The following is a 23850-nucleotide window of genomic DNA, read 5'->3' as shown; positions in this document are numbered from 1 at the left end:
TTACTCCTTCCCCAGCTTGTTTGTCAGAGTGAGTGCCGCTGCACGGTACAGAGCATCAGGTGGCGCTCCCCGCCAAGCTCGTTGAAAGGAATCCCGCGCCGCCGCTCGGTCATTCAGGCGAAGTTGCACATAACCAAGGCGGTAATAATAAAACGGGTCATTGGTGAGGGCAATCAACTTCTCAAAAGCCCTCACAATTTCCCGATCGGTTTCATTTTTCGACTTTTCATCGATCATTCGTGACCGCCTTGCATCAGAGACGGACAAAAACAACTCCCAAATCTCGCGCTGATAATCGCTCGGTCTGCTCAGCCTGTCACGCACAAGTGCATTGGCCTCATCGAGCTTTCCCTCCTCAACGAGCAACCTGATTCTGTTTAGGGAAGAAGGTTGGAACTCCCCAACTTCATTGGACCTAATGATGGAATTTGCTTCGTCAATTCTCCCCTTGTCCCTCAGGGCGACAGCCAACTCGTTCTTTGCAGCAGTAAACCCGGGAGATTTTTTTGCCGTATCCTCGAAAAGCGTTAAATTGTCCTGCCAGACAAAGTTCCTTTGAAGCGTAATACTCGTCAACACGAGGAGCAGAGCGACCACCCCATACTGTATTTGCCGATCAGCAACACGAAATTTATTGAACAAATCAATCGAGGAAACCGTCAAAGCTATAATAAAAGGCGCGGAAGCGATGTACAGATAACGCTCGGCCAACGGGGTCCAGGTAATCTTGAAGAGTGGAAGCAATAGAGCGGGAGAAACCGAGCAAAATGCTAGAAACAGAAGGTACGATACGACGGTGCGACGATACGCAACGTAGGCCATCAAGACAAGCGCGATCAAGCCAAGCCAGAGATAATGTGGAGATATGCTCGTAATCCCGAAATTGAGAGGGACAGGCAAAAACAGTTTTTTGACATAAAAGCCGAGCGAATTCAAAGCAATGCTTACAGCGTCCACGAACAACAGCGATGGTTCGTTCTGTGAAATGTTTGCCGCAGCCGAAACGATCTTGTCGCCACCACTAAGAGCTACCCCTCGCATCACCATATACGCAGCCGCAGCAGCAAGCAAAACAAAACAATTGAAGAAGCGTATAGGCCCTGCAATTAGTTCATGACGATCTATTGGTTGTATCAGGCACCAAATCAGTATCCCTGGAAGCAAAAAGAGTGCTGTCTCCTTGGCAAGACATCCTGCCAGAAACAGTACTCCTCCCAGAACAACATACAAAGACGATGACCAGAAACGAGATTTAAGCAACAGTATTAATGATAAAAAAACTAAGAACCCTGCAAGTAGATCGGTCCGGGCGGAAATCCAATTCACAGCCTCTGTATTGACGGGATGTAATCCGAACAAAAGAGCTGCTGAAAGAGCAGCACCAGGAGAATCAACTCCTTTATCACGAAGAATCTGCCGCGAGCTGACAAATACCGCAAGCGCATTCAACCCGTGCAGCACTATGTTTTCCAGATGCATGAAACTTGCTTCGATACCCCAGAGATATTTATCCGCGATAAAACTGAGCCCAACCAGTGGACGGTAATACTGGGCATAGGCATGGGGGAAAAACAAATCCTTAAGGCTGAATTCTCCCATGTTCAGAAGGCCATTGGCCATTTTCATGTCGTCAATGGAATTGAACGGTGAAAAAATAGCAGGATAATAGACGGCTAGAATAATAAACACTACGAGTAGCTGCAAATAGCCTTCAGTTATCCTGTTCCCCACAGTCATTCTCCATCGTCACAATGGCAATAGCTGTCTCTTGAAAAATTAAAAGAGCGAGATGCCTGACGGCATCCCGCTCAGGGAGACAGATTTGCAAGTCTTTTACATTGCTGTCCAGCCGGCACCAGCAAAGGAAGCACTGTCTGTCGCGCTCACGTCGCCAGATGCAAGTGCCGTGGACCCTACAGCCTTCATATACATGGAAGTCGAGTTGAAGGCTGTCCCATAGAGATTCGTTCCGCCGTCATGCTTTGTTGCCAGCGCATAGGCCGACGGAGTGAAGTTAATAACCGTCTTTACGCCCTTAGAAAGGCGCCCGATTATTACACCTGTCGTGGTGCTCTGGGCAGCAGTAGCGTCTGCTCCCCCACGAATGGTCGGACCTGCAGTGCTCGTTGTAACGGCTCCCGAACTGAGAGCGGACGGGGCAGCAAAAGCGATAGTAGAAGATGCAATCACGGCAATGCATGCAAGTGCACATGATATTTTTTTCATTGTATTTCTCCTTTTCTTGTGTACAGAACTGTTTTCACCCGATTATTCCTGAGACAAAGCACCTGGGTACGCGCCTGCATTGTCGGCCCCATACGCTTCCATACCAGTCTTGAGGTTCTTGGTATCCGAGTTCGAGGCACTGTTTTTTGCCTTGGCCTGATAAGCCGAGAACTGCGGAATCGCAATCGCTGCGAGGATACCGATGATCGCAACGACGATCAGCAGTTCGATGAGGGTGAAGCCTTTCTTGTTCCTGAGTTTCTGTAACATGTGCATCTCCTTTCCTGTGTGTGCTTCTGGTGCGTCCTGGAATTAGGATACTTGGCCAATTACCCGTTTAGTCCTTAAACGATGCATCATATAAAGCAAAAGCCAGGCCAAATACTCATACACTAAAAGACCAATAATTTCAACTCACTTACTCGCAAAAAAAGTAAAAACACATCTTTGGTCACTAACGATTGACATTTTTCGTCACTCGACGCAATCACTCGTCATCCATACCGAATTTAGCCAGCCGATAACGGAACGAGCGAAACGTAAGCCCCAGGAGCTCAGCCGCCTTTTTCTTGACGCCACCCGAGCGCTCCAGGGATTGCTGGAGAATTCTCTTCTCGATTCCATCCAGGTAGCCTTCCAGATCCATCCCCTCTTCCGGAATTTCGAAATCACCGGCCGGGGCAGCCGATGTAATCCGGCTCCCACGAACCTGGGGCGGTAGACTCTCCTCTGAAATAGTGCCACCGCCAAGAACTATGCACCGCTCCACCAGGTTTTCCAACTCACGCACGTTTCCAGGGAAACCATATGCCATGAGCATTTTCAGGGCTCCGGCGGAAATAATCTCGCCACTCAGTGGGGTCTGGACATATTTTCGATAGAAATGCTCCACCAGCAGGGGTATGTCTTCGATGCGCTCCCGCAGTGGGGGCATCTGCAGCTGCACTACGTTCAGCCGGTAGAAGAGGTCTTCACGGAAGGAGCCTTCGCGAACCTGCTCTTCCAGATTCCGGTTGGAGGCGGCAACGATACGGACATCGGCTTTCTGATCGCCAGTCCCACCTACCCGCCTGAACTCCTTCTCCTGGATAACACGCAGCAGTTTGGCCTGGAGTTGGAGCGGCACTTCGCCAATTTCGTCGAGAAACAGAGTCCCCCCCTCCGCTTGCTCGAAAAGGCCGGCCCGGTCATTGATGGCGCCGGTAAAAGACCCCTTTTTATGACCGAAAAGCTCGCTTTCCATGAGGGATTCGGGAATCGCGCCGCAGTTGACCGCAACAAAGGATTTGTCCTTGCGGGGACTGTTGTAGTGAATTGCCCTGGCTACAAGCTCTTTGCCGGTGCCGCTCTCACCCTGTATCAGAATGTTGGCAAGGCTGGGGGCAACCCTTTCGATGAGAGAATAGAGTTCCCGCATCTTTTTGCTTTTGCCGATGAGGCCACTGAAACTGTACCTGTCCTGAACTTCCAGGCGCAGACGCTGGTTTTCGCGCTTGAGATCCCTTTTTTCAAGGGCGTTGCGGACCAGAACCTTGACCTCTTCAACCTTGAAGGGCTTGGCCAGATAGTCGTATGCTCCGAGTTTCATGGCCTCCACGGCCTGCTCGGCGGTGGAGAATGCCGTCATCATGAGGACTGCGGTATCCGGTGCGCTCTCCTTGATCTTTCCCAGGAGCGCTATACCATCCAACCCCGGCATCTTCACATCGGAAATGACCAGGTCATAGCTGGCGCCGGCAAGAAATTCCAGTGCCTTTTGCGCACTGTCGGCCTGGTCCACCGCGTACCCCTCGCGTTTAAGGAGAATGGCGAGGAATTCCCTCATGCTCAATTCGTCATCAACAACCAGTATCCGTATTTCCATGACGTCTCTCCCTGACGGTAAGATGTGACAATTACCCGTGTTTCAAATGCTTAGTCGTTCCCCTGGACGGGAATGTAGATAGTAAAGAGTGTTCCCTTCCCCTCGGTGCTCTCGACCGTGATTCTGCCGCCGTGGGCCTCCACAATTCGGTAAACGGTGGCAAGCCCCAATCCTGTTCCGCTGGCCTTTGTGGTGTAGAAAGGCTCGAAAATCTGCGAAACCGTTTTCTGGTCCATTCCGCAACCATCATCGGCAACCGTTATCCGGTACACACTCCGCTTTTCGCCACCGGAACGAATTTCATCGATCCGGTCAGCGTCAATTACGATTGCCCCGGAACCGGACATTGCCTCCGCCGCGTTTACAAGCAGGTTCAACAGTACCTGACGGAACTGATCCGAATCTATCGGAAGGGTAAAATCCGAATCCACGCCATTCACGATCCTGGCAGCGCCGAAACGGCGATCAGGTACCAGAAGGGACGCAATCTCGGCCACCAAGGCGTAGAGGTTAACCGATCCTTTTGCCGGCTGATTCGGGCGTGCGTATGCGAGAAAATCGGTAATCAGACCGTTAAGCCGGTCGGTTTCACGCAGAACTATGGCCAGGAGCTGGCGGTCGGCCTCTGGAATTCCATTCCCCTGGGAGATGAGCTGCACTGATCCGCTAATGGCTGCAAGGGGATTGCGAATCTCGTGCGCCATGCGGGCAGAAAGCTCGCCGATAACGGCAAGCCGGTCGGCACGCTTGAGATTCTCCGCCATGCGCTTGATCTGGGTCAGGTCCTGAAAATTAATGAGCGCCCCTGCCCTGCCCCCCTCAGTTACGCCCAGTAGAACGCTATTGAACCCAATGATGAGCTTGCGGCCATTATTAGGCAAATATTCGAACTCTCCCCGCCGGACATTCAAAGGATCGCCGCCCAAAGAGCGAAAACCCGGGAAGATGTCATACAGATCACGATCATAAGCATCCTCTTGAGTGATGCCGGTCAGAGTCTCAGCATAGCGGTTGAATACCCTGATCCGCCCCGCAGAGTTCACTGTCAACAGACCGCTGGTAAGGTTGGAAACAATTGTACTGTTAAGCCGCTCCAGCCCCTCGTAATCAAAGGCCCTCTTTTCAAGCTCTGTTTCGCTTTGTCTGGCCTTTTCGGCCAAATGCCCCGTGAGGAGGGCCGTCAGGAAATAGGCCAGAAAATTAATAAATAAAGTAAAGAAGATATAGTTGGTGCCGTAGCTCTGGGCGACAAGGGGACCAAGCCCCAGGGAGACCAACTGCCCGTAATACTGCAGATCAACGATACCACCGTATATGATTGCACAGAGTGAGGCGGTGTAAAAGGCTTCCCGCCGCGCCAGTAGGACGCTGGCGCTGGTAATCGCCAGCAGGTAGAGAAACGAGAAGGGGCTGGCAATCCCCCCCGTATAAAGCAGAATCCCCGTAACAAAAAGGATATCCCAGATAATCTGGGCGTAAGTGAGTAAAATCCCGAATTTTTTAGCGAACCTGAGGATCAGGAGCGAAAGGATGGAGAAACCGTAAGAGGCAACCAGGATGGCGGTAATGCTATCGAGCGCCTGACCGCTGAGTGGACCGGTACCCCGAACCCGCAGGACGATGGTGGAGACCAGGAACAGTGAAACCACCACCACCCGTGCAAGGATGAACCATAGGAGCCGTTTTCTAAACATCTGCTCCGGCTAGCCGCCGACGGTACCGGCAAGTTTGAAGATCGGCAGATACATGGCGATGACAAGGCCCCCGACGGTGGTCCCCAGGAATACCATGAGCATCGGTTCCATGAGTGCCGTAAGAGCGCTAACCGCGTCATCCACCTCATCATCGTAGAAATCGGCGATCTTGCTCAGCATGGCGTCCATGGCGCCGGTGGCCTCGCCGACGGAAATCATCTGCACCACCATGGGCGGGAAGACTCCACTTTCCTGTAGCGGTTCAGCCATGGTCTTGCCTTCAGCGATGGAACTCCTCACCTTGTAAACAGCTTCCTCGACCACCTTGTTGCCGGCAGTTTTGGCAACGATCTCGAGCCCATCCATGATGGGCACGCCGCTGGAGATAAGGGTTCCGAGGGTACGGGTGAAACGGGCCACCGAAACCTTGCGGATGAGGGGACCAGCAATGGGCGCCTTGAGAGCTATGGTATCTATGACCTTTTTGCCGTTGGGCGTGGCGTAGTACTTCTTGATGGCCACAACCACGGCGAAAACGAGGCCGACAATAAGCAGGATGTACTTAAGCACGAAGTCACTGAGCGCTATGACGATCTTCGTCGGGGTAGGCAGGTCTCCGCCGAAATCGGCAAACATCTTGGCGAATGTCGGAATAACGAAGATCAGAATGACTGCCACAACGCCGATGGCGATCGTCATGATCGTAGCGGGATAGACCATGGCTCCCTTGATCTGCTTCTTGAGCTTCATGGCCTTTTCGATATAGGCCGCAAGCCGGTTGAGGATGGTGTCGAGAATACCGCCGACTTCACCGGCTGCAACCAGGTTTACGAATAGCTGGTCGAACACGTTCGGATGTTTTGACAGAGCATCGGCAAAGGTTGAGCCCCCCTCGACCGTCTCCTTGACCTTATGCAGCACTTCCTTGAAGGTCTTGTTCTCCTGCTGGCTTGAGAGGATATCGAGACACTGGACGAGCGGAAGCCCCGAGTCGATCATGGTGGCGAACTGCCTGGTAAATACGACAAGATCCTTCGTTTCCACCTTTTTGGCGAAGCCGGGTAACTTGAGCTCCATACTTAGCCCTTTACCCTCCTCCTTCACGGAGATGGAACCGAACCCGAACTTTTTCAGCTGCGCTTCAACCGCAGCGGCGCTGGCGGCCTCCATGACCCCCTTCTGTGCCGCACCGGTTCTGCTTCGAGCTTCCCAACTGTACTTCGGCATCGCTATCCTCCTGGCTTCCTTTCGAACCCTCTATCTTGCGGGAGGGCGCGGTCCCTGAGGCCGCACACCGCTGGTCAGCATCTGCTTCAACTCGTCCGGGTCGGGCGATCTTCCCATGCCAACGTCCATGGAGATATGCCGTTTCTGCAGCAATCCATAAAGGCACTGGTTCATGGTCATCATGCCGAACTTTTCCTGCCCCACCTGCATCTGCGAGTATATCTGGTGGATCTTGTCCTCGCGGATGAGGTTGCGGATGGCCGGATTCGGCACCATGACCTCTATGGCGAGGACCCTCCCCTTGCCGGTTGCCCGCGGCAGAAGCGTCTGCGACAAGACCCCTTCGAGAACGAATGAGAGTTGAGCCCTGACTTGAGGCTGCTGATACGACGGAAACACGTCCACAATCCGGTTGATGGTCTGGACCGCCGAGTTCGTGTGGAGGGTGGCAAAGCAGAGGTGCCCGGTTTCGGCAAGCGTCAGAGCCGCCTCGATTGTTTCCAGGTCCCGCAGCTCGCCCACCAGCACCACGTCGGGGTCCTGGCGGAGTATGTATTTGAGGGCGTTCTTGAAGCTCTTGGTGTCAGCCCCCACCTCGCGCTGGTTCACAACGCAACTCTTGTGGGGATGGAGATACTCGATGGGATCTTCGACGGTGACGATATGCTCGTGGCGGTCGGTGTTTATCTTGTCGATAATGGCAGCAAGGGTTGTCGACTTACCGCTGCCGGTGGGCCCGGTTACCAGGACAAGCCCCCGGGGCTTCTCGGCCAGTTCCCTCACCACCGGTGGCAGGCCCAGCTCCTCGAAGGATAGAATCTTGTACGGAATTACCCGAAAAACCCCGGCCACGGCACCCCGCTGGACAAAAACATTGCCCCGGAAACGGGAGAGTCCCTTGATCCCGAAGGAGAGGTCCAGCTCGTTATTTTCCTCGAACTTATGCTTCTGCTGCTCGGTGAGAATGCTGTAGCAAAGCTGCTTCGTGTCCACCGCGTTCAGCACCGGCATTTCCAGGGGAATGAGCTTCCCGTCCACCCGGATCTGCGGGGGCGAATTGGTGGTCAGGTGCAGATCGGAACCGCCGCGATTAACGAGTTCCGTAAGGAGCTGGTGCATATTGGCCATAAGGTGTTCTCCCTTCGCAACGCCGGCAACAGTGCGTTACGCTTACTCGTCGGCCACGGTAACCCGCAGCACCTCCTCAAAGGATGTAACCCCCTCTTTCAGCTTCGTAAGGCCCGACTGGCGCATGGTTTTTATCCCCAGGCGCATCGATTCCCGCTTGATCTCGGCAGTGTTAGCGCCGTTCAGGATCAACTCCCGTATCTCTTCCAGCATCGGCATGACCTGGTAGAAACCTACCCGCCCCTTGTAGCCGGTATTGTTGCACTTGGAGCAGCCGGTCCCCTTGTAGCACACATACGAGGGAGCTTCTTCGGGAGCAACGCCGGCATCGATTAGCGCCTGAACCGGAATTTCCTCCGGCTCCTTGCACTCTGAGCAGACCCGGCGGGCAAGGCGTTGGGCCGTGATGAGGTTAACGGCCGACGCAACCAGGAACGGTTCAACCCCCATGTTAAGGAGACGGTTGATCGTTGCGGGAGCATCGTTGGTATGGAGCGTTGAGAGCACCAGGTGTCCAGTGAGGGCAGCCTTGATGGCAATCTCGGCAGTCTCGAAGTCCCGGATCTCGCCGATCATGATAATGTCGGGGTCCTGGCGGAGGAAGGAACGGAGAGCAGCGGCAAAATTGAGGCCGATATCCTCGTGCATCTGCACCTGGTTGATTCCGGCAAAGTTGAATTCAACCGGATCCTCGGCGGTTGAGATGTTCTCGGTTGTCTTGTTCAGTTCTCCAAGGGCCGAGTAGAGGGAAACCGTCTTGCCGCTTCCCGTGGGACCCGTGACCAGAACCATGCCGAAGGGCTTGTGGATCTGCTCCTTGAAATGATGGAGGGCATCGGGCTCATAGCCGAGCTTGGTCATGTCCAGCTGAAGGTTCGACTTGTCAAGGAGCCGCAGGACGACTTTTTCGCCGAAGAGCGTCGGGAGCACCGATACCCGGTAGTCCATGTCCTGGCCGCCGCCAAGTTTTATCTTGATCCGGCCGTCCTGGGGGAGACGCCGCTCGGCGATGTCAAGTTCAGCCATGATCTTTATGCGGGAGGTGATCGCGTTCTTGAGCTTCAGGGGGGGTTTCATCACCTCGTAGAGAACCCCGTCAATCCGGTAACGGACCCGGAACGACCGCTCGTAAGGCTCGATATGGATGTCGCTTGCCTTCCGCTTGATGGCATCGGTCAGAATCAGGTTCACCAGCTTGACGACCGGCGCGTCTTCGGTTGCCCTCTCCAGGGACGAGACGTCGACCTCGTCGGCGGTGTCCACGACCTCGAGATCCTCCATATCAAGGTCGCCCATGACATCGGCCAGTGACGCTGACTGGTCGTAATACTTGTCGATGGCAGTCTTTATGGCCGACTCGGAAGCAACAACCACCTCAACGTTGTAGCCGGTCATAAACTTGATATCGTCAATCGCGAAAATGTTGGAAGGATCGGTCATGGCGATGATCAGGGTGGAACCGGCCCTGTTCACCGGAACGATCTGATACTTTTGGGCAACATCGGCGGGGATTATCTTGACGACCGCGGCATCGGCCTCGAACTCGCTCAGATTGATGGAGGGAACGCCATACTGCTTTGAAAGGAAGGTAATAAGGTCCTGTTCGGAAATCAGACCGTTTTTTGTCAGTATGGAGCCAAGGCGAAGCTGCCCCTCGGACCCCTTCTGCTCATCAAGAGCCTTGGCGAGTTGCTCTTTGGTAACGATATTATTTCTAACCAGGAGTTCTCCCAGTCTGTTGGCCTGCATAGTTTCTCCGCGGGAAAAAGTCACCGTTAATGGTAGGGCGGCAAAACCCCAATGTCAAGAAGTGGTTAGCGGTTCAGCACAGTCAGGATACGTCTCCTCATGACGCCGGTTGGCGGCTCCATTCCGCTCCAGATGGAAAGTGCGCACTCACCCTGTGCCACAAGCATGCCGATCCCGTTGGCGCAACTAAGTCCGGCCTTGCGGGCTTGCGCAAGCAGGGGCGTTTCCCATGGAGCATAGACCATGTCATACACGGAAGCCGTCTGCTTCATGCGCGAAATATCGAGTCCGTCAAAGGCAGATTCCCCCATACCCACGGACGTGGTGTTGACAAGCAAGTCAAAATTTTGGACTTCCGAGTTAAACAGAGAGATATCGAGAGACTTTGCAGCAAATTGCGTGCCGCTGAAAACGGCCGAAAACTCCCCCGCCAGTTTTTCTCCCCTCCCATGGCTCCGGTTTGCAATTGCGACAACAGCCGCTCCCGCCTGGGACAGAGATGCCACAGCAGCCCGGGCCGCACCTCCGGCCCCGAGAACGAGAATTCGCCGGCCGGCCGGGTCAAACCCCAGATCCTCGCGGAGCGACTTGATGAAGCCCGCACCGTCGGTATTATACCCCACCAACTCGTCCCCTTCGCGCTTTACCGTATTGACCGCGCCAATGAGGGCGGCTTCGGGGGTGATCCTATCCAAAAGGGGAATTATGGCAGTCTTGTGGGGGATGGTCACGTTGAAGCCGATAACCCCAAGGGTTTTGAGCCCCATGACGGCACGGGGAAGATCCTCCTCGCGCACGGCAAAGGGAACGTAGATCCAGTCGAGCCCCATGGCCTCAAGGGCGGCGTTCTGCATGAGCGGCGACAGAGAATGGGCCACCGGCCGGCCGATGATGCCGAGCACGCTTGTTTTTCCCGTAATATCCATGGGTCACCTCAAACCGAATGCGCCGAGCATCTGCTCAACCTGTCCCCTCAATTCGGGCGCAACGGCGGCGGCGAGGCGCAACTCCTCCGCCCCCTGGGAGCGGTAGCCGGCCCGCAAAAGGGTCTCCCCACCCTCTAGTCTCCCCATCGCATATATCAGGATCGCCTTCCCCGTATCGAGATCGCGGAAGCCCATCTGGCTGGTATAGCCACGGGCGCTGTAAAGGCTCCATACGGAAAGGTCAGGAGGATAGATCGTATTGCTCCCACCCTTGACCAACTGGTAAGCGATGCCGCGCTGTTGCATTCCGTATTCGTTAAAGGGGAGCGAATAGCGGGTGGAAAAATCTATAAAAACCGGTCTGGACCCGATCTGCTCGGCAACCGCCATCTTCAGGGCAGACTCGGCAGATTGGAGAGATTCGGGTACGGACCGCAACATACTCCGGCTGAAGAGATGCGGAAAGGCGTCGAGATACCACCGGAAGACCAGATGCGGCGTATGGAGCAGATCCAGGTCGTCACGCATCCGCTCGACCCCCTGAAGATACCAGAGGGGGAAGGCACCGCTGTCCCCCCAGGTGTAAAGAACGGTCCCCTGGGGAAGGGAGCGGAAGGTGTTGGATGCATAATCGAAGGCCACATAATTTTCGTGCTGGTCGTTCTCGTAGTAATTCAGGGCGCAGATGGTTGCGGGAAGCAACAGGATGAACACCCCGACGAGGACCTTTACCGGCACCGACGTCAATTTTTCGACTGCAATGTTGGCAAGGGCACGTCTCAGAAGCCAGAAAAGCCCCACCCCCATGAACACCGCCGAGAGAAGGTAGAGCGGAGTGAAGAACTCTTCGGTAAGAAAGATCAGATCGGGCTGGGTATTGAAGTAGCCCACAATGACCAGAAGCGATGTGGCGATTCCAAGGAAATAGGCGATAACTTCATCCCGCTGCCGCCGGAACGAGACGACGAGCCCCAGGACCAGGAGGCCGATTCCCACCCAGGTAAACTCTTTAGGAATATTGAAGGCCCCCATCTGCTGCCAGAGAAGTGCCGCGTCCCGGTGGGGAGGGTCGCTGGGGTACCCCTTGCGGAGCAGGTTCCAGAGGAACTGGTCGAGAGTGCGGGGATCTCCCCAGTTGAGAAGCGGATTCTTCAGGGCCCGCACCGGCATGTGGAGCTGGATGGCAAACCCCAGCAGACCGAAGGAAACGGCCAGGAGAAATTCCTTGATCCGGCCAAGGAGACGCCAGTCCCTGGAGAGGATGAGCCAGGCAAAGGCAGGCAACATGAGAACGATGGTCTGGTGGGCCCCTGTGGCAAGCCCGCAGAGAAAAGCGCCGAGATACACGTAATGGGGGCACTCCTCCCCCTTGTCGTAACGGGCACGGAAGCGGAGCAGAGCCCAGAAAACAACGGCAACGATAAATGCAACCAGGGGATACGGCTTGTCATGGTTCGACTGGAGCCAGAGCCGCGACGAGAAGGCAAATGCCAGGGCCGCCGACATCGCGCATCCCCGGGCAACATAGCGTGACATGGCGCGGTCGGTTGAATCATCATGGGCAACCAGGGTCATGACCAGGAGATAAACCCCGTAACAGGCCGCCGCCGCCGAAAGTGCCGTGGCTATATTCACACGAAAGGCAATGCTGCCGAATGGGAGCCAGGTAAACGGCTTTGCGTAGTTGACAAAAAAGGGATAGCCGGGAGAATGGGCCGTGCCGAGGGAATGGATGGCAGTGATGAACTCGCCGCTGTCGAAGAAGGTGACCGATGGGGCAAGGGTCAAAAGATAAATTGCAAGGGGCACGGTTACCGCGAAGACGGCAAAGGGATCGATCCGCCGAAAAAAGGAAGAAAGCATCTTCACCTACCCTCCGCATGGGTATTTTGCATGCCGGCCCTTCTGCCGAGGGCCGCAAGCGACTGGTTCTCCCGCCAGAGGCAGGCAAGTCCCGCCACTATGACCGGAAAGAAATTGATTCCGTGAATCACGATAGCAACACTAAGGGCAGTTTCCCGCGGGACCCCGAATACAAGCAGCCCGTACACGCAGGCGGCGTGGTACGTGCCGACGAAACCGGGTGAAGCCGGTACCATCACCGCAAAGACGAGAAGGACAAGGATAAAGGCCGAGACGGACAGGGGAAAGTTCATCCCGAATGCCCTCAGCACAGAATAAACCGGGAGCAGCGCTACCCCCCAGATGATTATTGAGGTACCGACAAGGGCCAGCCGCTCCTTCCAGTGGGGGGTAAGCCGAGCCCCCTCGATGAACGCACCGAGAAACGGAATGACTTTTTCGGCAACTCCATTGGGAAATGGCTTCAGAAGCCTTTCGAGAATCCGTATGGTCCCCATGGTGTTTCGCCGCAGCAAAACCAGAAAAACCACGACTGCCAGGTACAGCGCAAGGGTCAGGTACCCTCCGGCAACGAGCCCCTGCTGAGCCGTCTCACTCCCCGGCGGGAGCCGGAGGGTGAACACTGTCGCCATGAGCAGGAGCAGCACCGTGAAGCCATCGGCAAGCCGATCGATGACCAGCGTGGCCACCACCGCCCCCGTCCCTATCCCCTCCCGTTCGCCGAGAACATAAGCCCGCACCAGTTCCCCGAGTCGCGCAGGGAGAAGGTTGTTGGCCATGTAGCCGATAAACGTGGCAGACACGAGATTGGCGAAGGAAGCCTGTTTGATGGGCGAGAGGAGGTATTTCCAGCGAACCGCCCGCACCACGTAGCCAAGCATGGTGAACACAACGGCAGGGATGAGCCACTCCCACCGGATACCGCGAAAGGCCCGCAGGAGCGCGTCAGGGTCTACGGAACGGAAAAGAAGCCCCAGCAGGACGATACTGATCGCAACCCCGGCCCAGAGGCGCTTGTCACCAAAGGGTGAGGTCACCGGCGCTCCCCTGCCAGATACTCCCGATATTCGACAATCGAAACATCGCGCAACAGCTCCCGGCACCGGGCCACGTCGCGGGCGATGGCCTCCCGCAGGGCTTCAGGGCTGGGGAACGTCACCTCGTCCCGGATCCGGTCCACGAAATAAAGCCTGACTTCCCGGCCATAGATGTCGCCGTCGAAATCGAAGATGAACACCTCGATGGAAAGGCTCCCATTATCAAACGTCGGGTTGTCGCCGACATTACAGGCGCCATCGTAGATGACATCATCGACTTTCACCTTGACGGCATATACCCCGTTTTTGGGAATCAGTTCTTTGTCGGTCCGGAGGTTGGCCGTGGGAAATCCGAGCCCCTTCCCCCTCTGACGGCCATGGACAACGGTACCGCCAATAGAGAAATGACGGCCTATGAGGCTGACCACTCCCCGCACGTCCCCTTCGGTAATCATGCGCCTAACCGCCGTACTGCTGTACACGATTCCACCGCCGGCAATCGGTTCGAGAACATCCACCTCAAAGCCGAGTTCTCCCCCAAGGCGCCGGAGCATCCCGACGTCACCCTCGCGATTCCTGCCGAATGCGTAGTCATAACCGATGATGAGCTTGCGCACCCCGATCCTCTCCACCAGGATTTCACGCACGAAACGTTCGGCGCCGACGGTGGCGAACTCTGCGGTAAATGGGATCGTGAGCAGGTAATCCACCCCCGAGGCCCCGATGAGAAGCTCCTTCTCGGCATAGGTATTGATGAGGCGGAACTCTTTTTTCAGCCCGAGGGTCTTTAGGGGATGGGGAACGAACGTGATGACCAGGGATACGCCGCCAAGATCCGCCGCTTCCTGCCTGACCCGCCGGAATATCTCCCGGTGCCCCAGGTGGACACCATCGAAATTGCCGATGGTCGCCACAACGTTGGGAAGCTTCCCGGTTATCTCTTCAATGCTCCTGAATATATGCATGGCCTGACATTACTCCCCGTCACCGCCGACTGTGGCTTCAAGCGGGACATCTTTTTTCTTCCCGAAGAGAAACACGAGCCAGACGCCGATCTCGTACATTCCGTAAAGGGGGATCATGATGACAAACATGGTAATGAGGTCCGCATGGAAGGCGGCGACGATGGAACTGGCCAGCAACGCATAGCGCCGGTTTCTGGCAAGAAATGAATAGGTCACTACACCGAAACGGGACAACAGAAGCAACAGAACCGGGAGATCGAAGATAAGGCCAAACAGCAGAATGAGCCGCAGGCAGAAGTTGATATAGGCGCTCATGTTGAAAAGGCTGTTCAGCCCTTCGGCCTCGTAGGAGAGGGAAAAATTGATGATGACCGGCCAGATGATGATCAGGAAAAAAAGCGCCCCAATGCAGAAGCTGATGGAACTAACCGTAACGAACGGAAAAACCAGCCGCTTTTCCCTTCGGGTGAGACCCGGCGCAATGAAGAGCCAGAGCTGGTAGAAAACGACGGGGAGAGCCAGAATAAAGCCGGCAATGATCGAGATCTTGCACTGGACGAAAAACGGCTCCAGGGGGGCGCTGTAGTTGAGCTTCCGCTCCTTGGGCGCAGCTTCAGCCTCTTTGCCCAGCTCGAACTGCTGGTAGGCAGCGGGCCAGCGTTTGCCCACCTCCACGTATATCTGCTTCTTGATCTCGGTAAGGTATGTCTTGCCGCTGATCGGTCTGGTTACGAACTGCAGCACTTCGTCGGAAATGTTCCAGGCAAAGCCCATTCCGACAATGACCGCAACAATTATGATTATGAGCCGCTTGCGGAGTTCTCCCAGATGTTCCAGAAATGGCTGGACTTTCTCGTTTTCCTTACTCATTCAGGCACACTATCCCTTTGTATCATTAGTAAAGACGGACAAGACTATCACAGCACGGCAAAACCTAGCAATACTCTTTCACCGGCGCCTTCCGCGGCCTCCCCCTCCTTTGCCGCTCTCCTTCCTTCCTCCCCTGCTGCCGGCCTTTTTCCCACCCTTTGTCTGCTGCCGCCGTTCCTCCAGTACCCGGGGGCGCTTCCCCGCCACGGGAATATGGGGGTATTCCTCCGCTCCCGGCGGCGGCGCCGCGCCGGGCCGCCGCTCATGGAGCCCGGCCAGAACAAACTCGATCTGCTTCTTCTCGATGCTCACAGAGGCAACGGTAACCCGGATCTTGTCGCCAATGCGATAGGTCTCCTTGAGCCGTTCGCCCACCAGGGAATGCTGTTTTTCCACATAGCGATAGAAGTCATCTTTCATGGTGGAGATGTGAACCATCCCCTCCACGAAAAGCTCCGTAAGCTCAACGAAAAGACCGAAAGAAGTGACCCCGGTAATATAACCGTCGAAGTCCTCCCCGATCTTCTGGAGCATGAACTGGGCCTTCTTGAGGGCCACGATTTCCCGTTCAGCCTCCATGGCGACCCGCTCCCGCCGGCTTGTCTGCCCAGCCGTCTCGGGGAGCGACGTCTCCAACCGCTCGATGTCTTTCGCTGTAATCTTCCCGGCCAGAAGCGCCTTGAGAATACGGTGAACGACCAAATCGGGATAGCGGCGAATGGGGGATGTGAAATGGGTGTAGCAGCGGGCCGCAAGACCGAAGTGCCCGAGGTTCTCGTGGCTGTAGCGTGCCTGCTTCATGCACCGCAGGAGCACCTGGTTGATCATCCGCTCTTCGGGAGTCCCTTCGGTCTCGGTAAGAAGCCGCTGAATCTCCGCCGGTTCCACCCGGTCGCCGTCCATCCGGAAGTGAAAACCGAAGTTGAAGATGAACTCCTGGAAGTCCATGAGCTTTGCCGGGTCCGGGGGTTCGTGGACCCGGTAAAGGGAGGGGATTTCTTTCGCCTCGATGTGGGAGGCCACCGCCTCGTTGGCGGCAAGCATAAATTCCTCGATGATTCGGTGGGCCAGGTTCCGCTCGGCCTGAACGATGTCCACCGTCTCACCCTGCAAGTCGAGGATTATCTGCGGCTCGGGAAGGTCGAAGTCGATGCTGCCCCGCTTGCGCCGTTTGTCCGTAAGGCGCTGGGCCAACTCACGCATGGCTTCCAGATGGGGGACCAGCTCTTTGTGGGGCGCAATGGCCTCGACATCGCCATCCACGAGAATCTTCTTTACGATGGTGTAGGTAAGGCGGGCATCACTCTTGATCACGCTCGGGTAGAAGGAAGCCTCCTTCATTACGCCTCCGCGGGTGAAGACCATCTCAGCCGTCAAGGTCAGCCGGTCAACCCTGGGATTCAGGGAGCATATCCCATTGGAGAGTTCTTCGGGGAGCATGGGAATGCAGCGGTCGGGGAAGTAGACCGACGTCCCCCGCAGGTAGGCCTCCCGGTCCAGGGGAGCATCGGGCTTCACGTAGTGGGAAACATCGGCAATGGAGACCCATAACCGGATGTTTCCCCCCCGCTCCTTCCGGACAGCCACGGCGTCATCGAAATCGCGGGCCGTCTCGCCGTCGATGGTGACGGTGACGATATCCCGCAGGTCGGTCCGCCCCTTCAGGTCCTTCTCCCCTATGGCCTGGGGGACTGCCCTGGCCTCATTAAGCACGTCGGCCGGAAACTCGAAGGGGAGCCCGTGCTTCGCAATGATGGTTTTTACTTCCACCTCCGGATCGTCGGGGAACCCCAGTATTTCCACAATGTGCCCCTCGGGCCGCCGCTTCTCCGAAGGGTAGGCCGTTATCTCGGCAACGACGACCTCCCCTTCCCTTGCCCGGCCGATGCCTTTCCGGGGAATCACAATCTGCTGGCTGATGCGGGTCTCGTCGGGGACAACCACGCCAAATCCCCTGAGCTGCTCGAAGCGTCCCACGACCCGCGTCTGTCCCCGCTCCACGGTACGTACGATCCGCCCCTCCTTCTTGCCGCCGGCCTTGAAGGTTTCAACCCGCACCTCCACCGTGTCGCCGTGCATGCTTCCGGCCAGGGCCCGGGCGGGGATATAAACATCGTCTCCCCCCCCTTCGGGAATGACAAAACCGTAGCCGTCCGGGTGGCACGAAAGCCGCCCGGTCACGAGGTTCTCCCCGTCGGTCAAGGCGTAGCGGTTTCCCTTGAACCGCACGAGATGCCCTTCGGAGACGAGTTTGTCCACAAAGGCTTTAAAGCTCTTGCGCTCCCCCTTGGTCACCCCGAAAACCTGCATCAGCTCGCGGAACAGGGCCGAGCCGCCATGTTCGCGAATCGCTGCCTGTATCGTCTCCCGATTCCTTTTCATTGTCAGTCCTTTCCCCTCAAGCCCGCACCGGACTACTATGCACACGGCCATCAAGGGTGTCAATTCGTATAAATAAGGGGGGGCGTCATAATAAGTAAGGGAAAATTGTCATAATGTGGTTGGCGATAGTTTACGAATGGTTGTCAAAGGGGGGGGAATCGGCGCCAAATCAAAACGACTTTGATTATGTCGGCCGCGCGGCGAAGTGATTAAAATCGGATCGCCGCCGGCCAACCAGCTTAACCTTTTGAGGGGCGACTTTTGCCCCTCATTTTTATTTTAGATCGATCGTCCAAGAGCTGTCATATCCATCGCTCATTACCAGCTTTGTAAAACCGAGACTACGGAGGTTCTCCACGACATTCTCGTCATTGATCATTTTGTGGACCAGGGGCCGACTTACCAAAACCCATTTGATCTTCAGTGTGCTGCTCTCTTTTCCTTGGGTGGAAACATACGCGTCCATCCCTTTGTCCAGGAGCTGCCGCTCGTACTCCTTTGCGAACTTCTTCCTGTTCACCGCTCCAATCCGCTTCGCAATCCGGGCGGCATCCTTGTCGGCCTTGGCCTTCTTTGCCCGCCACTCATCATAAAGAGCTTGGGCCTTCTTATATTCGGGTGAATCCTTCGGGATATCCCTGAAAAGCCGGTTTGCCTCTCCCATGTCGCCTGTGCGAATAGCAACCGTCATCTTTTTTAGAGCATCTGCAGGCGCCAGTTGTACCGGTTGGGGGGCAGGTGGTTGTGACTGTGGAGCAAATTCAATTTTGCCGCAGGTAGTCAGTCCTTGGGAGATGAACCCAAACGCGAAAATAGCTCCAAGGAAATAAAGAAGCTTTTTCATCCTCCCCTCCAATCATTTTATTTACTCCGCCTTTTCCCGCTCTTTCTCTTCTTTGAGCAACGTCCATATCCTCATTTTCCCCACATCGCTCAGGCTTCTCCAGTCGTCGAGGAAGGCACTCTCTAGCGGATCCGCCTCAGTCTGCCAAGTATTGAGCAATGCTATTGCTCCAACTCTTTCTTGCTCTCACGCTTGAAGTTGCTGTCCTCTTGGCAGTACATCAATGATTCATTCACAAAGTCGGATAGTTTCATCAAATACTCCGGTTTGGGTAAAACAAAGCTATTGCCTGGCCCGAACTCCAGCCCCCGCTTGACTACCTGGTCTTTTTGCTGGTCAGAAAGATTACCGTTAAAGTAGATAAGTGGCTTTGCGCGGTCTCCGACGTAACGAACAAGCCAGCGATTCACCTTTCCTTGATAAAGCACAGTGTAGTAGCTCTCGGTGTCCTTCCCGACAATTTCATCTTCAGAGACCTGCCCTTCAAGCATGGTCTGGATGATAGATAAAATCCGGCGCTCAGTATCAGTCGTAACAATTTTTGAATTGTTGGGGTCTACCTGGTCACCACAGATCGCAGGAGCGGGGAATTCTGCTTCCACAACAGGTGCTACCGCAGCAACAGGGGGGATCGGAGCGGATAATCCACTCACAACCATGCGGCTGATCGCGTCGGCCACCGACTGCTTTACTATCGGTGTGATTGTCTCAATCACCTTTCCGGTGAGCTTAGGCGCGAAGTTCGCGCGGGTCGCAACGAACCTGACGAAATCAGCATCCGGATCCCTCAGACAGTTTTCGATGACAGCCTGGAATATCCCCAGGTATACCCTCTCTTCGGCGAATGATTTCAATTTGTCTGGATGAAAATTATCATGGCGGAACCGTGCCAGCTGCTCAGCGTCACTGTCTGACAGACTCGTGAGGTCAACAGCCAAAAAGGGAGAACTATCCATCACATTCGGATTCTTGAGGTCCGTAAAGAACCTCCATTCCTGTCCGTTGGTAATGGCGGCAATTGCCACTCCTGGCGTAGCGTTGAAGTATCGCGCGAGCTGTCCGGTATGGTTGGTCAGCTTTTCGACGAACGGTTTTGCCTCAATGAACATGACCGGGTGCCCTTCGGAGAAAAGGGCATAGTCAACACGTTCACCGTTCTTAATCCCCGGCATGTCAGCGCCATATTCAGCTTTTACCTTGGTAGGGTCAAAGGGGTTGAAATCGAGTAAGTTCAGAAACGGCAGGATAAGGGCTTGCTTGGTCGTTTCTTCTGTTGAGCAGTGTGGCCCAACACTCTTGACATGCTCCACATGCTTAATCAGCCTTTCGTTGAAATCCGGCATATACCCTCCTCGATATTAGGATGACATTGCAGACGAGACGACTGAATTGGTTAAGAGTTGGCGTGCCTTGGTTCATTTGCGAGATTTTTATGCTTTCTCTTCTCACGTGTCGGTTTAGGTTTGTTAATGATAACAGCCAATCCATCAAGTTGGTTCATCCTGTCCGCCATTCTCGTTATTGCTGTTGTTCGTACCTGGATCAAGTGCCCGTAATTGAGCTTTCAACGCCTCGATCTTGTTCTTATTCCCTTCCCTGAAAATCCTTACTAACTTGTTTATATGAAATCTAATTTGCCGGGATGATGAGTCCTCTGGAGATGTAATCAAAATGGGACCCAAGATTGGCTCGTCAGAACAGTACATCGGGGGGTCGCCCTGTAATACCCATTCTTTTCTTACTCGGTACACGTATTCCATAGCTATCAAGAGAACAAGAGTTGGCTTAACGTTTCCTCTTTCAATTTCTGAGATTATCGATGTTTTTACCCCTAGCTTTTCAGCAAACTTCCCCTGAGAAAGTCTAGTAGTTTCACGTACATGTCTAAATCGCACACCGATTGAAGCATATTTTGGTAACAGATTTGTTTCCATAATTTGAAAATTTGTCCTTGCATATTCCAAATTTTGGAATATGATAACTGTTATCAAGCTAGTTTGAATTTTGGAGGTGGCCAGTGAAAGCAAACGTCATAAAGGCCCTCATGATTCTCAAGGGCATCTCGCAAACGGATATCGCCAAGCAACTCGGCGTGAAACGTTGCACAGTGTCCGGTGCCGTTAATGGCCTTCGCAAGTCTCGACGCGTCCAAAGGGCTATTGCTACTGCCCTTGATGAAGATTACGAATCGCTCTGGGGAGAGCCGCCGAAATCTGCCGTGCTTTGAGTCTATCAAATTCATTTTGATTTTAACAGGACTCAGAGGGACGGCAACACGTGATTCTGCAACAAGAGGAGCCGTCAGATGCTGATGGGATTCCCAATCATTGAGGAGATTAAACAATGAAGAAGAAGTCACTTGATCCAACATCTGAGGCTGCAATTGATTTTGTGAAATTTGAAAATCAACGTAGTCAAGGGCACAGAACCCCGGAAACCATTGCCGCACATGAGATCTATGAAGTAAGGCGTGCTGAGTCAGAGAAAGAACTGAGTGCACAACGTGAAGAAATGGAGGCAGTCCGGCAAGAGTCCTTTGCTATGGGGGCCATCAAGGCCATTGACGCCAATATCGCATACAACGAGTTTCTGAAAGTCATAACCATATACCGGATCAAGCAGCAGAAGGATTACAAGTTTGGCGGTATGACCTGGGACGAATTCTGCGAAGCAAACGGTATCGCCCGGAGGACAATCGACCGGATCATTGAGGAAGTGCGACCGGTATTTGAGGCATTTTCGGCCAATTTGGCCGATTTGTGCGGCATGCCTCTTAGTAAAATCAGACAGTTAGGCAATTCGGTTTCGGCCAATTTGGCCGAAATTCAGGATAACGCCATCATCTATGGTGACGAAACCATCCCCATTACCCCCGACCACTGCGATGAAATTCAGGCACTCATTGACCGTATCAACGAGGATTTGGAGCAGAAGAACGCTGCCGTTGAAGAGGCCAAGAAGAGCCTCGCTACCACAGACCGTGTTCTTGCAGGCAAAGAAAAGAAACTCAACGAGTATGAAAAGAAGCTGGCCAGAATGGAGGAAGAGGCCGCCAGTAAAGGGCTGTCTCTTGATGAGGAAGATTTTCAGAAAAAAATCGAAAATCTTAAAATGAGTTTTGACGGCTATCTTTTGCGTGTAGATCCCGCTTCAAACATCTTCGCTCATTACAAAGAAGTCACTCCTCGCATGCGGGCAGCATTGATCAGTTTTCTCCATTACATACAGATGCAAGCCCTCTCTGCATATGACACCGCCGTAACCACACATGGTGATCCGGTCATGAATCCTGAACTCTTGGAGGATTTCGAACGCTGGCAGCAAAAACAGCAGATGTAATTGCTGATTTTCATCTGTGGGGATGAGTTATGTGGCAACGGGACATGGTTTTTGAACTGAAAGAAGCAAAGCCAAGCGAGCGTCGCGGAATCATAGACAGGTACCGCCGCCAGTACGGCTACTCCTACGAGCACATGATGCGCATCGCGCGGCAGCACGGCTTCAACTCAGGCCGCCAAACCAGAGCCGACAAAGGCGAATGCATCCTCAATAACGACCAGATCGACTTTGTCGCAGCCTTCCTTCACACCACCCGGCGCGAGAACAAGGGCGCCATCGCTCCCGTCGAGAACGCCCTAGAATTTGCCTACGACAATGGCATCATCCCCCGCGGCACCCTAGCCGTCGGCACTATGCAGCGCATCCTCAGGGAGCGGCAGATGGACAAAAACCGGCAAAACGCCCCTACACCGCACACCGAAATGCGGAGCCTCCACCCCAACCACTGTCACCAGGTCGACGTCTCCACCTGCATCCAGTACTACCTGGACGAAGGGGGCATGTCCATCATGCGCGAAGACGAGTTCTACAAGAACAAACTGGAGAACTTCAAGAAAATCAAAACCCCACTCCAGCGTTACGTAATTGCAGACCACTTCAGTGGCTTCTTCTTCGTTAAATACTACCTAGCCGCCGGTGAAACCGCCGAGAACCTCCTCGACTTCCTCCTCTGCGCATGGGAGGCCAAAGAAGACCGCCGCATGCCCTTTCGCGGCGCCCCCTTCCTCATGCTCATGGACGGCGGCTGCCGGGCGAAGGCCAAAGCCATCGGCCTCGGTTTCTGGGAGGGGATTGGCGTCGACATCCTCCAGGGCGAAGCCGGCAACTCCCGCCGCCAGGGGAGTGTCGAATGCACTCACAACATCTGGGAGATGTGGTTCGAAACCCGCCTGCGGATCGACCCCGCCACCTCTTTAGAGGACCTGAACCGCAAAGCTTTTGGCTTTTGCCTCTGGTTCAACGCCAGCCGCAAGCACACCCGCACCAACATGACCCGGCTCTCCTGCTGGCTCACTATCAAGCGCGAGCAGCTCCGCGAGCTTCCATCCCGCGCCGAACTCTACGACCTCATGAACAAGCCTGAAGAAGAGCGCACCGTAGCCAACGGCCGCATCTCATACCAAAGCAAAGACTTCAGCTTGCGCGGCCTCGGTATCCCCCACGGCGCCAAAGTCACCGTCATCAAGAACATCTGGAAGTGGCGCGACGGCATCCTCACCGTAGCCTGGGAGAACCAGCGCTACGACGTCGCCGTCATCGAAAAGCTATCCCTTGAGCTGGGGGGCTTCGCCGCCAACGCCCCCATCATCGGGCAGGAGTACAAAGCCCAACCGGAAACCGCCACCCAGAAAGCCGTCAAACGCATGGACGGACTGGCCCACGGCTCTCAGAACCCGGCAAAGAAGAGCATCCCCTTCTATGGCCTCAACGCCTTCGAGGGTCACGTGGATAAAGTCGCCAACCTGGCTGCCATCCCCAAGAAGGGGACCCTCATCGAGGTGGCCCGTTCCCAGGAGGCGGCGCGGATCACGTTCATGGAATTTCTAAAACGTCTGCGTAATGCAATGGATACCAGAATCACCCCGGAGCTTAACCGGCAGCTGCGCGACGAGTTCGGCGAATCCATAGACAGCAAGCTGGCTGAAGAAGTCATTCGAGCATTTAAGGAAGGTAGCGACTGGCGCAGCAAATTGGCCCCTATAACGGAAGACGCAGCAAGCGCTGGAGGATAGCCC

20 protein-coding genes are annotated in these 23850 nt (G+C 54.8%); 3 read left to right on the top strand and 17 right to left on the bottom strand.

Annotated elements, in window-relative coordinates; all coding sequences use genetic code 11:
- The 17 genes from JZM60_RS12305 to JZM60_RS12225 form a co-directional block, all read right to left on the bottom strand.
- Window positions 1-1731 (bottom strand): tetratricopeptide repeat protein, encoded by a 1731-nt coding sequence (locus JZM60_RS12305; protein ID WP_207162742.1) that lies wholly within the window; start codon window positions 1729-1731, stop codon window positions 1-3.
- A gap of 102 nt (window positions 1732-1833) precedes the next feature.
- Complete coding sequence (locus JZM60_RS12300; RefSeq protein ID WP_207162741.1) at window positions 1834-2226, bottom strand: hypothetical protein; 393 nt, start codon at window positions 2224-2226, stop codon at window positions 1834-1836.
- A 42-nt stretch (window positions 2227-2268) separates the two neighbouring features.
- Window positions 2269-2496: a type IV pilin protein gene (locus JZM60_RS12295; protein WP_207162740.1), complete on the bottom strand. Its 228-nt coding sequence runs from the start codon at window positions 2494-2496 to the stop codon at window positions 2269-2271.
- 217 nt (window positions 2497-2713) lie between these two features.
- Window positions 2714-4090, bottom strand: a complete 1377-nt coding sequence (locus JZM60_RS12290; RefSeq protein ID WP_207162739.1) for a sigma-54-dependent transcriptional regulator — start codon at window positions 4088-4090, stop codon at window positions 2714-2716.
- Between the two features lie 50 nt (window positions 4091-4140).
- On the bottom strand, window positions 4141-5784 hold the full coding sequence (locus JZM60_RS12285; protein ID WP_207162738.1) for a two-component system sensor histidine kinase NtrB: 1644 nt from the start codon (window positions 5782-5784) through the stop codon (window positions 4141-4143).
- Window positions 5785-5793: 9 nt separating this feature from the next.
- On the bottom strand, window positions 5794-7011 hold the full coding sequence (locus tag JZM60_RS12280; protein WP_207162737.1) for a type II secretion system F family protein: 1218 nt from the start codon (window positions 7009-7011) through the stop codon (window positions 5794-5796).
- Window positions 7012-7041: 30 nt separating this feature from the next.
- Window positions 7042-8139, bottom strand: coding sequence for a type IV pilus twitching motility protein PilT (locus tag JZM60_RS12275; RefSeq protein WP_207162736.1), 1098 nt, complete (start codon window positions 8137-8139; stop codon window positions 7042-7044).
- 42 nt (window positions 8140-8181) lie between these two features.
- Window positions 8182-9888: a type IV-A pilus assembly ATPase PilB gene (pilB, locus tag JZM60_RS12270; protein ID WP_207162735.1), complete on the bottom strand. Its 1707-nt coding sequence runs from the start codon at window positions 9886-9888 to the stop codon at window positions 8182-8184.
- Window positions 9889-9953: 65 nt separating this feature from the next.
- On the bottom strand, window positions 9954-10814 hold the full coding sequence (locus JZM60_RS12265; RefSeq protein ID WP_207162734.1) for a shikimate dehydrogenase: 861 nt from the start codon (window positions 10812-10814) through the stop codon (window positions 9954-9956).
- Window positions 10815-10817: 3 nt separating this feature from the next.
- Window positions 10818-12677 (bottom strand): glycosyltransferase family 117 protein, encoded by a 1860-nt coding sequence (locus JZM60_RS12260; RefSeq protein WP_207165589.1) that lies wholly within the window; start codon window positions 12675-12677, stop codon window positions 10818-10820.
- 2 nt (window positions 12678-12679) lie between these two features.
- Window positions 12680-13714, bottom strand: a complete 1035-nt coding sequence (locus tag JZM60_RS12255; protein ID WP_207162733.1) for a lysylphosphatidylglycerol synthase transmembrane domain-containing protein — start codon at window positions 13712-13714, stop codon at window positions 12680-12682.
- Window positions 13711-14679: a bifunctional riboflavin kinase/FAD synthetase gene (locus JZM60_RS12250; RefSeq protein WP_207162732.1), complete on the bottom strand. Its 969-nt coding sequence runs from the start codon at window positions 14677-14679 to the stop codon at window positions 13711-13713. Before JZM60_RS12250 ends, JZM60_RS12255 begins: the two co-directional genes overlap by 4 nt.
- A 9-nt stretch (window positions 14680-14688) precedes the next feature.
- On the bottom strand, window positions 14689-15549 hold the full coding sequence (gene tatC, locus JZM60_RS12245) for a twin-arginine translocase subunit TatC (protein ID WP_207162731.1): 861 nt from the start codon (window positions 15547-15549) through the stop codon (window positions 14689-14691).
- A 78-nt stretch (window positions 15550-15627) separates the two neighbouring features.
- Window positions 15628-17931 (bottom strand): ribonuclease R, encoded by a 2304-nt coding sequence (gene rnr / locus JZM60_RS12240; protein WP_207162730.1) that lies wholly within the window; start codon window positions 17929-17931, stop codon window positions 15628-15630.
- A gap of 274 nt (window positions 17932-18205) precedes the next feature.
- Window positions 18206-18775, bottom strand: coding sequence for a hypothetical protein (locus JZM60_RS12235; protein WP_207162729.1), 570 nt, complete (start codon window positions 18773-18775; stop codon window positions 18206-18208).
- A gap of 161 nt (window positions 18776-18936) precedes the next feature.
- Window positions 18937-20118 carry a type I restriction endonuclease gene (locus tag JZM60_RS12230; protein WP_207162728.1) on the bottom strand — a complete coding sequence of 394 codons (1182 nt, stop codon included), beginning with the start codon at window positions 20116-20118 and terminating at the stop codon, window positions 18937-18939.
- A 144-nt stretch (window positions 20119-20262) separates the two neighbouring features.
- Window positions 20263-20766 (bottom strand): helix-turn-helix domain-containing protein, encoded by a 504-nt coding sequence (locus JZM60_RS12225; protein WP_207162727.1) that lies wholly within the window; start codon window positions 20764-20766, stop codon window positions 20263-20265.
- A 26-nt stretch (window positions 20767-20792) separates the two neighbouring features.
- Here JZM60_RS12225 and JZM60_RS12220 point away from each other — a divergent pair, with 26 nt between their 5' ends.
- The 3 genes from JZM60_RS12220 (at window position 20793) to JZM60_RS12210 (ending at window position 23847) form a co-directional block, all read left to right on the top strand.
- Window positions 20793-21002 carry a helix-turn-helix domain-containing protein gene (locus tag JZM60_RS12220; RefSeq protein WP_207162726.1) on the top strand — a complete coding sequence of 70 codons (210 nt, stop codon included), beginning with the start codon at window positions 20793-20795 and terminating at the stop codon, window positions 21000-21002.
- A gap of 116 nt (window positions 21003-21118) precedes the next feature.
- Window positions 21119-22114, top strand: a complete 996-nt coding sequence (locus tag JZM60_RS12215) for a hypothetical protein (protein WP_207162725.1) — start codon at window positions 21119-21121, stop codon at window positions 22112-22114.
- 29 nt (window positions 22115-22143) lie between these two features.
- A complete protein-coding gene (locus JZM60_RS12210) occupies window positions 22144-23847 on the top strand; it encodes a hypothetical protein (RefSeq protein ID WP_207162724.1) in 1704 nt (567 codons plus the stop codon).
- The last annotated feature ends 3 nt before the right edge of the window (window positions 23848-23850 follow it).

It is taken from the genome of Geobacter benzoatilyticus (assembly GCF_017338855.1).
Classification (GTDB): domain Bacteria; phylum Desulfobacterota; class Desulfuromonadia; order Geobacterales; family Geobacteraceae; genus Geobacter; species Geobacter benzoatilyticus.
The sequence above is the reverse complement of the archived record's forward strand: the minus strand, read 5'-3'. Positions and strand labels throughout refer to the sequence as shown.

Bases quoted from the DNA above. Each gene is read 5' to 3' on its own strand.
- JZM60_RS12250 (WP_207162732.1), bottom strand. From the start codon at position 14,679: ATGCATATATTCAGGAGCATTGAAGAGATAACCGGGAAGCTTCCCAAC.
- JZM60_RS12230 (WP_207162728.1), bottom strand. From the start codon at position 20,118: ATGCCGGATTTCAACGAAAGGCTGATTAAGCATGTGGAGCATGTCAAG.
- JZM60_RS12280 (WP_207162737.1), bottom strand. From the start codon at position 7,011: ATGCCGAAGTACAGTTGGGAAGCTCGAAGCAGAACCGGTGCGGCACAG.
- rnr (WP_207162730.1), bottom strand. From the start codon at position 17,931: ATGAAAAGGAATCGGGAGACGATACAGGCAGCGATTCGCGAACATGGC.
- JZM60_RS12290 (WP_207162739.1), bottom strand. From the start codon at position 4,090: ATGGAAATACGGATACTGGTTGTTGATGACGAATTGAGCATGAGGGAA.
- tatC (WP_207162731.1), bottom strand. From the start codon at position 15,549: ATGAGTAAGGAAAACGAGAAAGTCCAGCCATTTCTGGAACATCTGGGA.
- JZM60_RS12295 (WP_207162740.1), bottom strand. From the start codon at position 2,496: ATGTTACAGAAACTCAGGAACAAGAAAGGCTTCACCCTCATCGAACTG.
- JZM60_RS12275 (WP_207162736.1), bottom strand. From the start codon at position 8,139: ATGGCCAATATGCACCAGCTCCTTACGGAACTCGTTAATCGCGGCGGT.
- JZM60_RS12210 (WP_207162724.1), top strand. From the start codon at position 22,144: ATGTGGCAACGGGACATGGTTTTTGAACTGAAAGAAGCAAAGCCAAGC.
- pilB (WP_207162735.1), bottom strand. From the start codon at position 9,888: ATGCAGGCCAACAGACTGGGAGAACTCCTGGTTAGAAATAATATCGTT.
- JZM60_RS12235 (WP_207162729.1), bottom strand. From the start codon at position 18,775: ATGAAAAAGCTTCTTTATTTCCTTGGAGCTATTTTCGCGTTTGGGTTC.
- JZM60_RS12265 (WP_207162734.1), bottom strand. From the start codon at position 10,814: ATGGATATTACGGGAAAAACAAGCGTGCTCGGCATCATCGGCCGGCCG.
- JZM60_RS12215 (WP_207162725.1), top strand. From the start codon at position 21,119: ATGAAGAAGAAGTCACTTGATCCAACATCTGAGGCTGCAATTGATTTT.
- JZM60_RS12260 (WP_207165589.1), bottom strand. From the start codon at position 12,677: ATGCTTTCTTCCTTTTTTCGGCGGATCGATCCCTTTGCCGTCTTCGCG.
- JZM60_RS12285 (WP_207162738.1), bottom strand. From the start codon at position 5,784: ATGTTTAGAAAACGGCTCCTATGGTTCATCCTTGCACGGGTGGTGGTG.
- JZM60_RS12300 (WP_207162741.1), bottom strand. From the start codon at position 2,226: ATGAAAAAAATATCATGTGCACTTGCATGCATTGCCGTGATTGCATCT.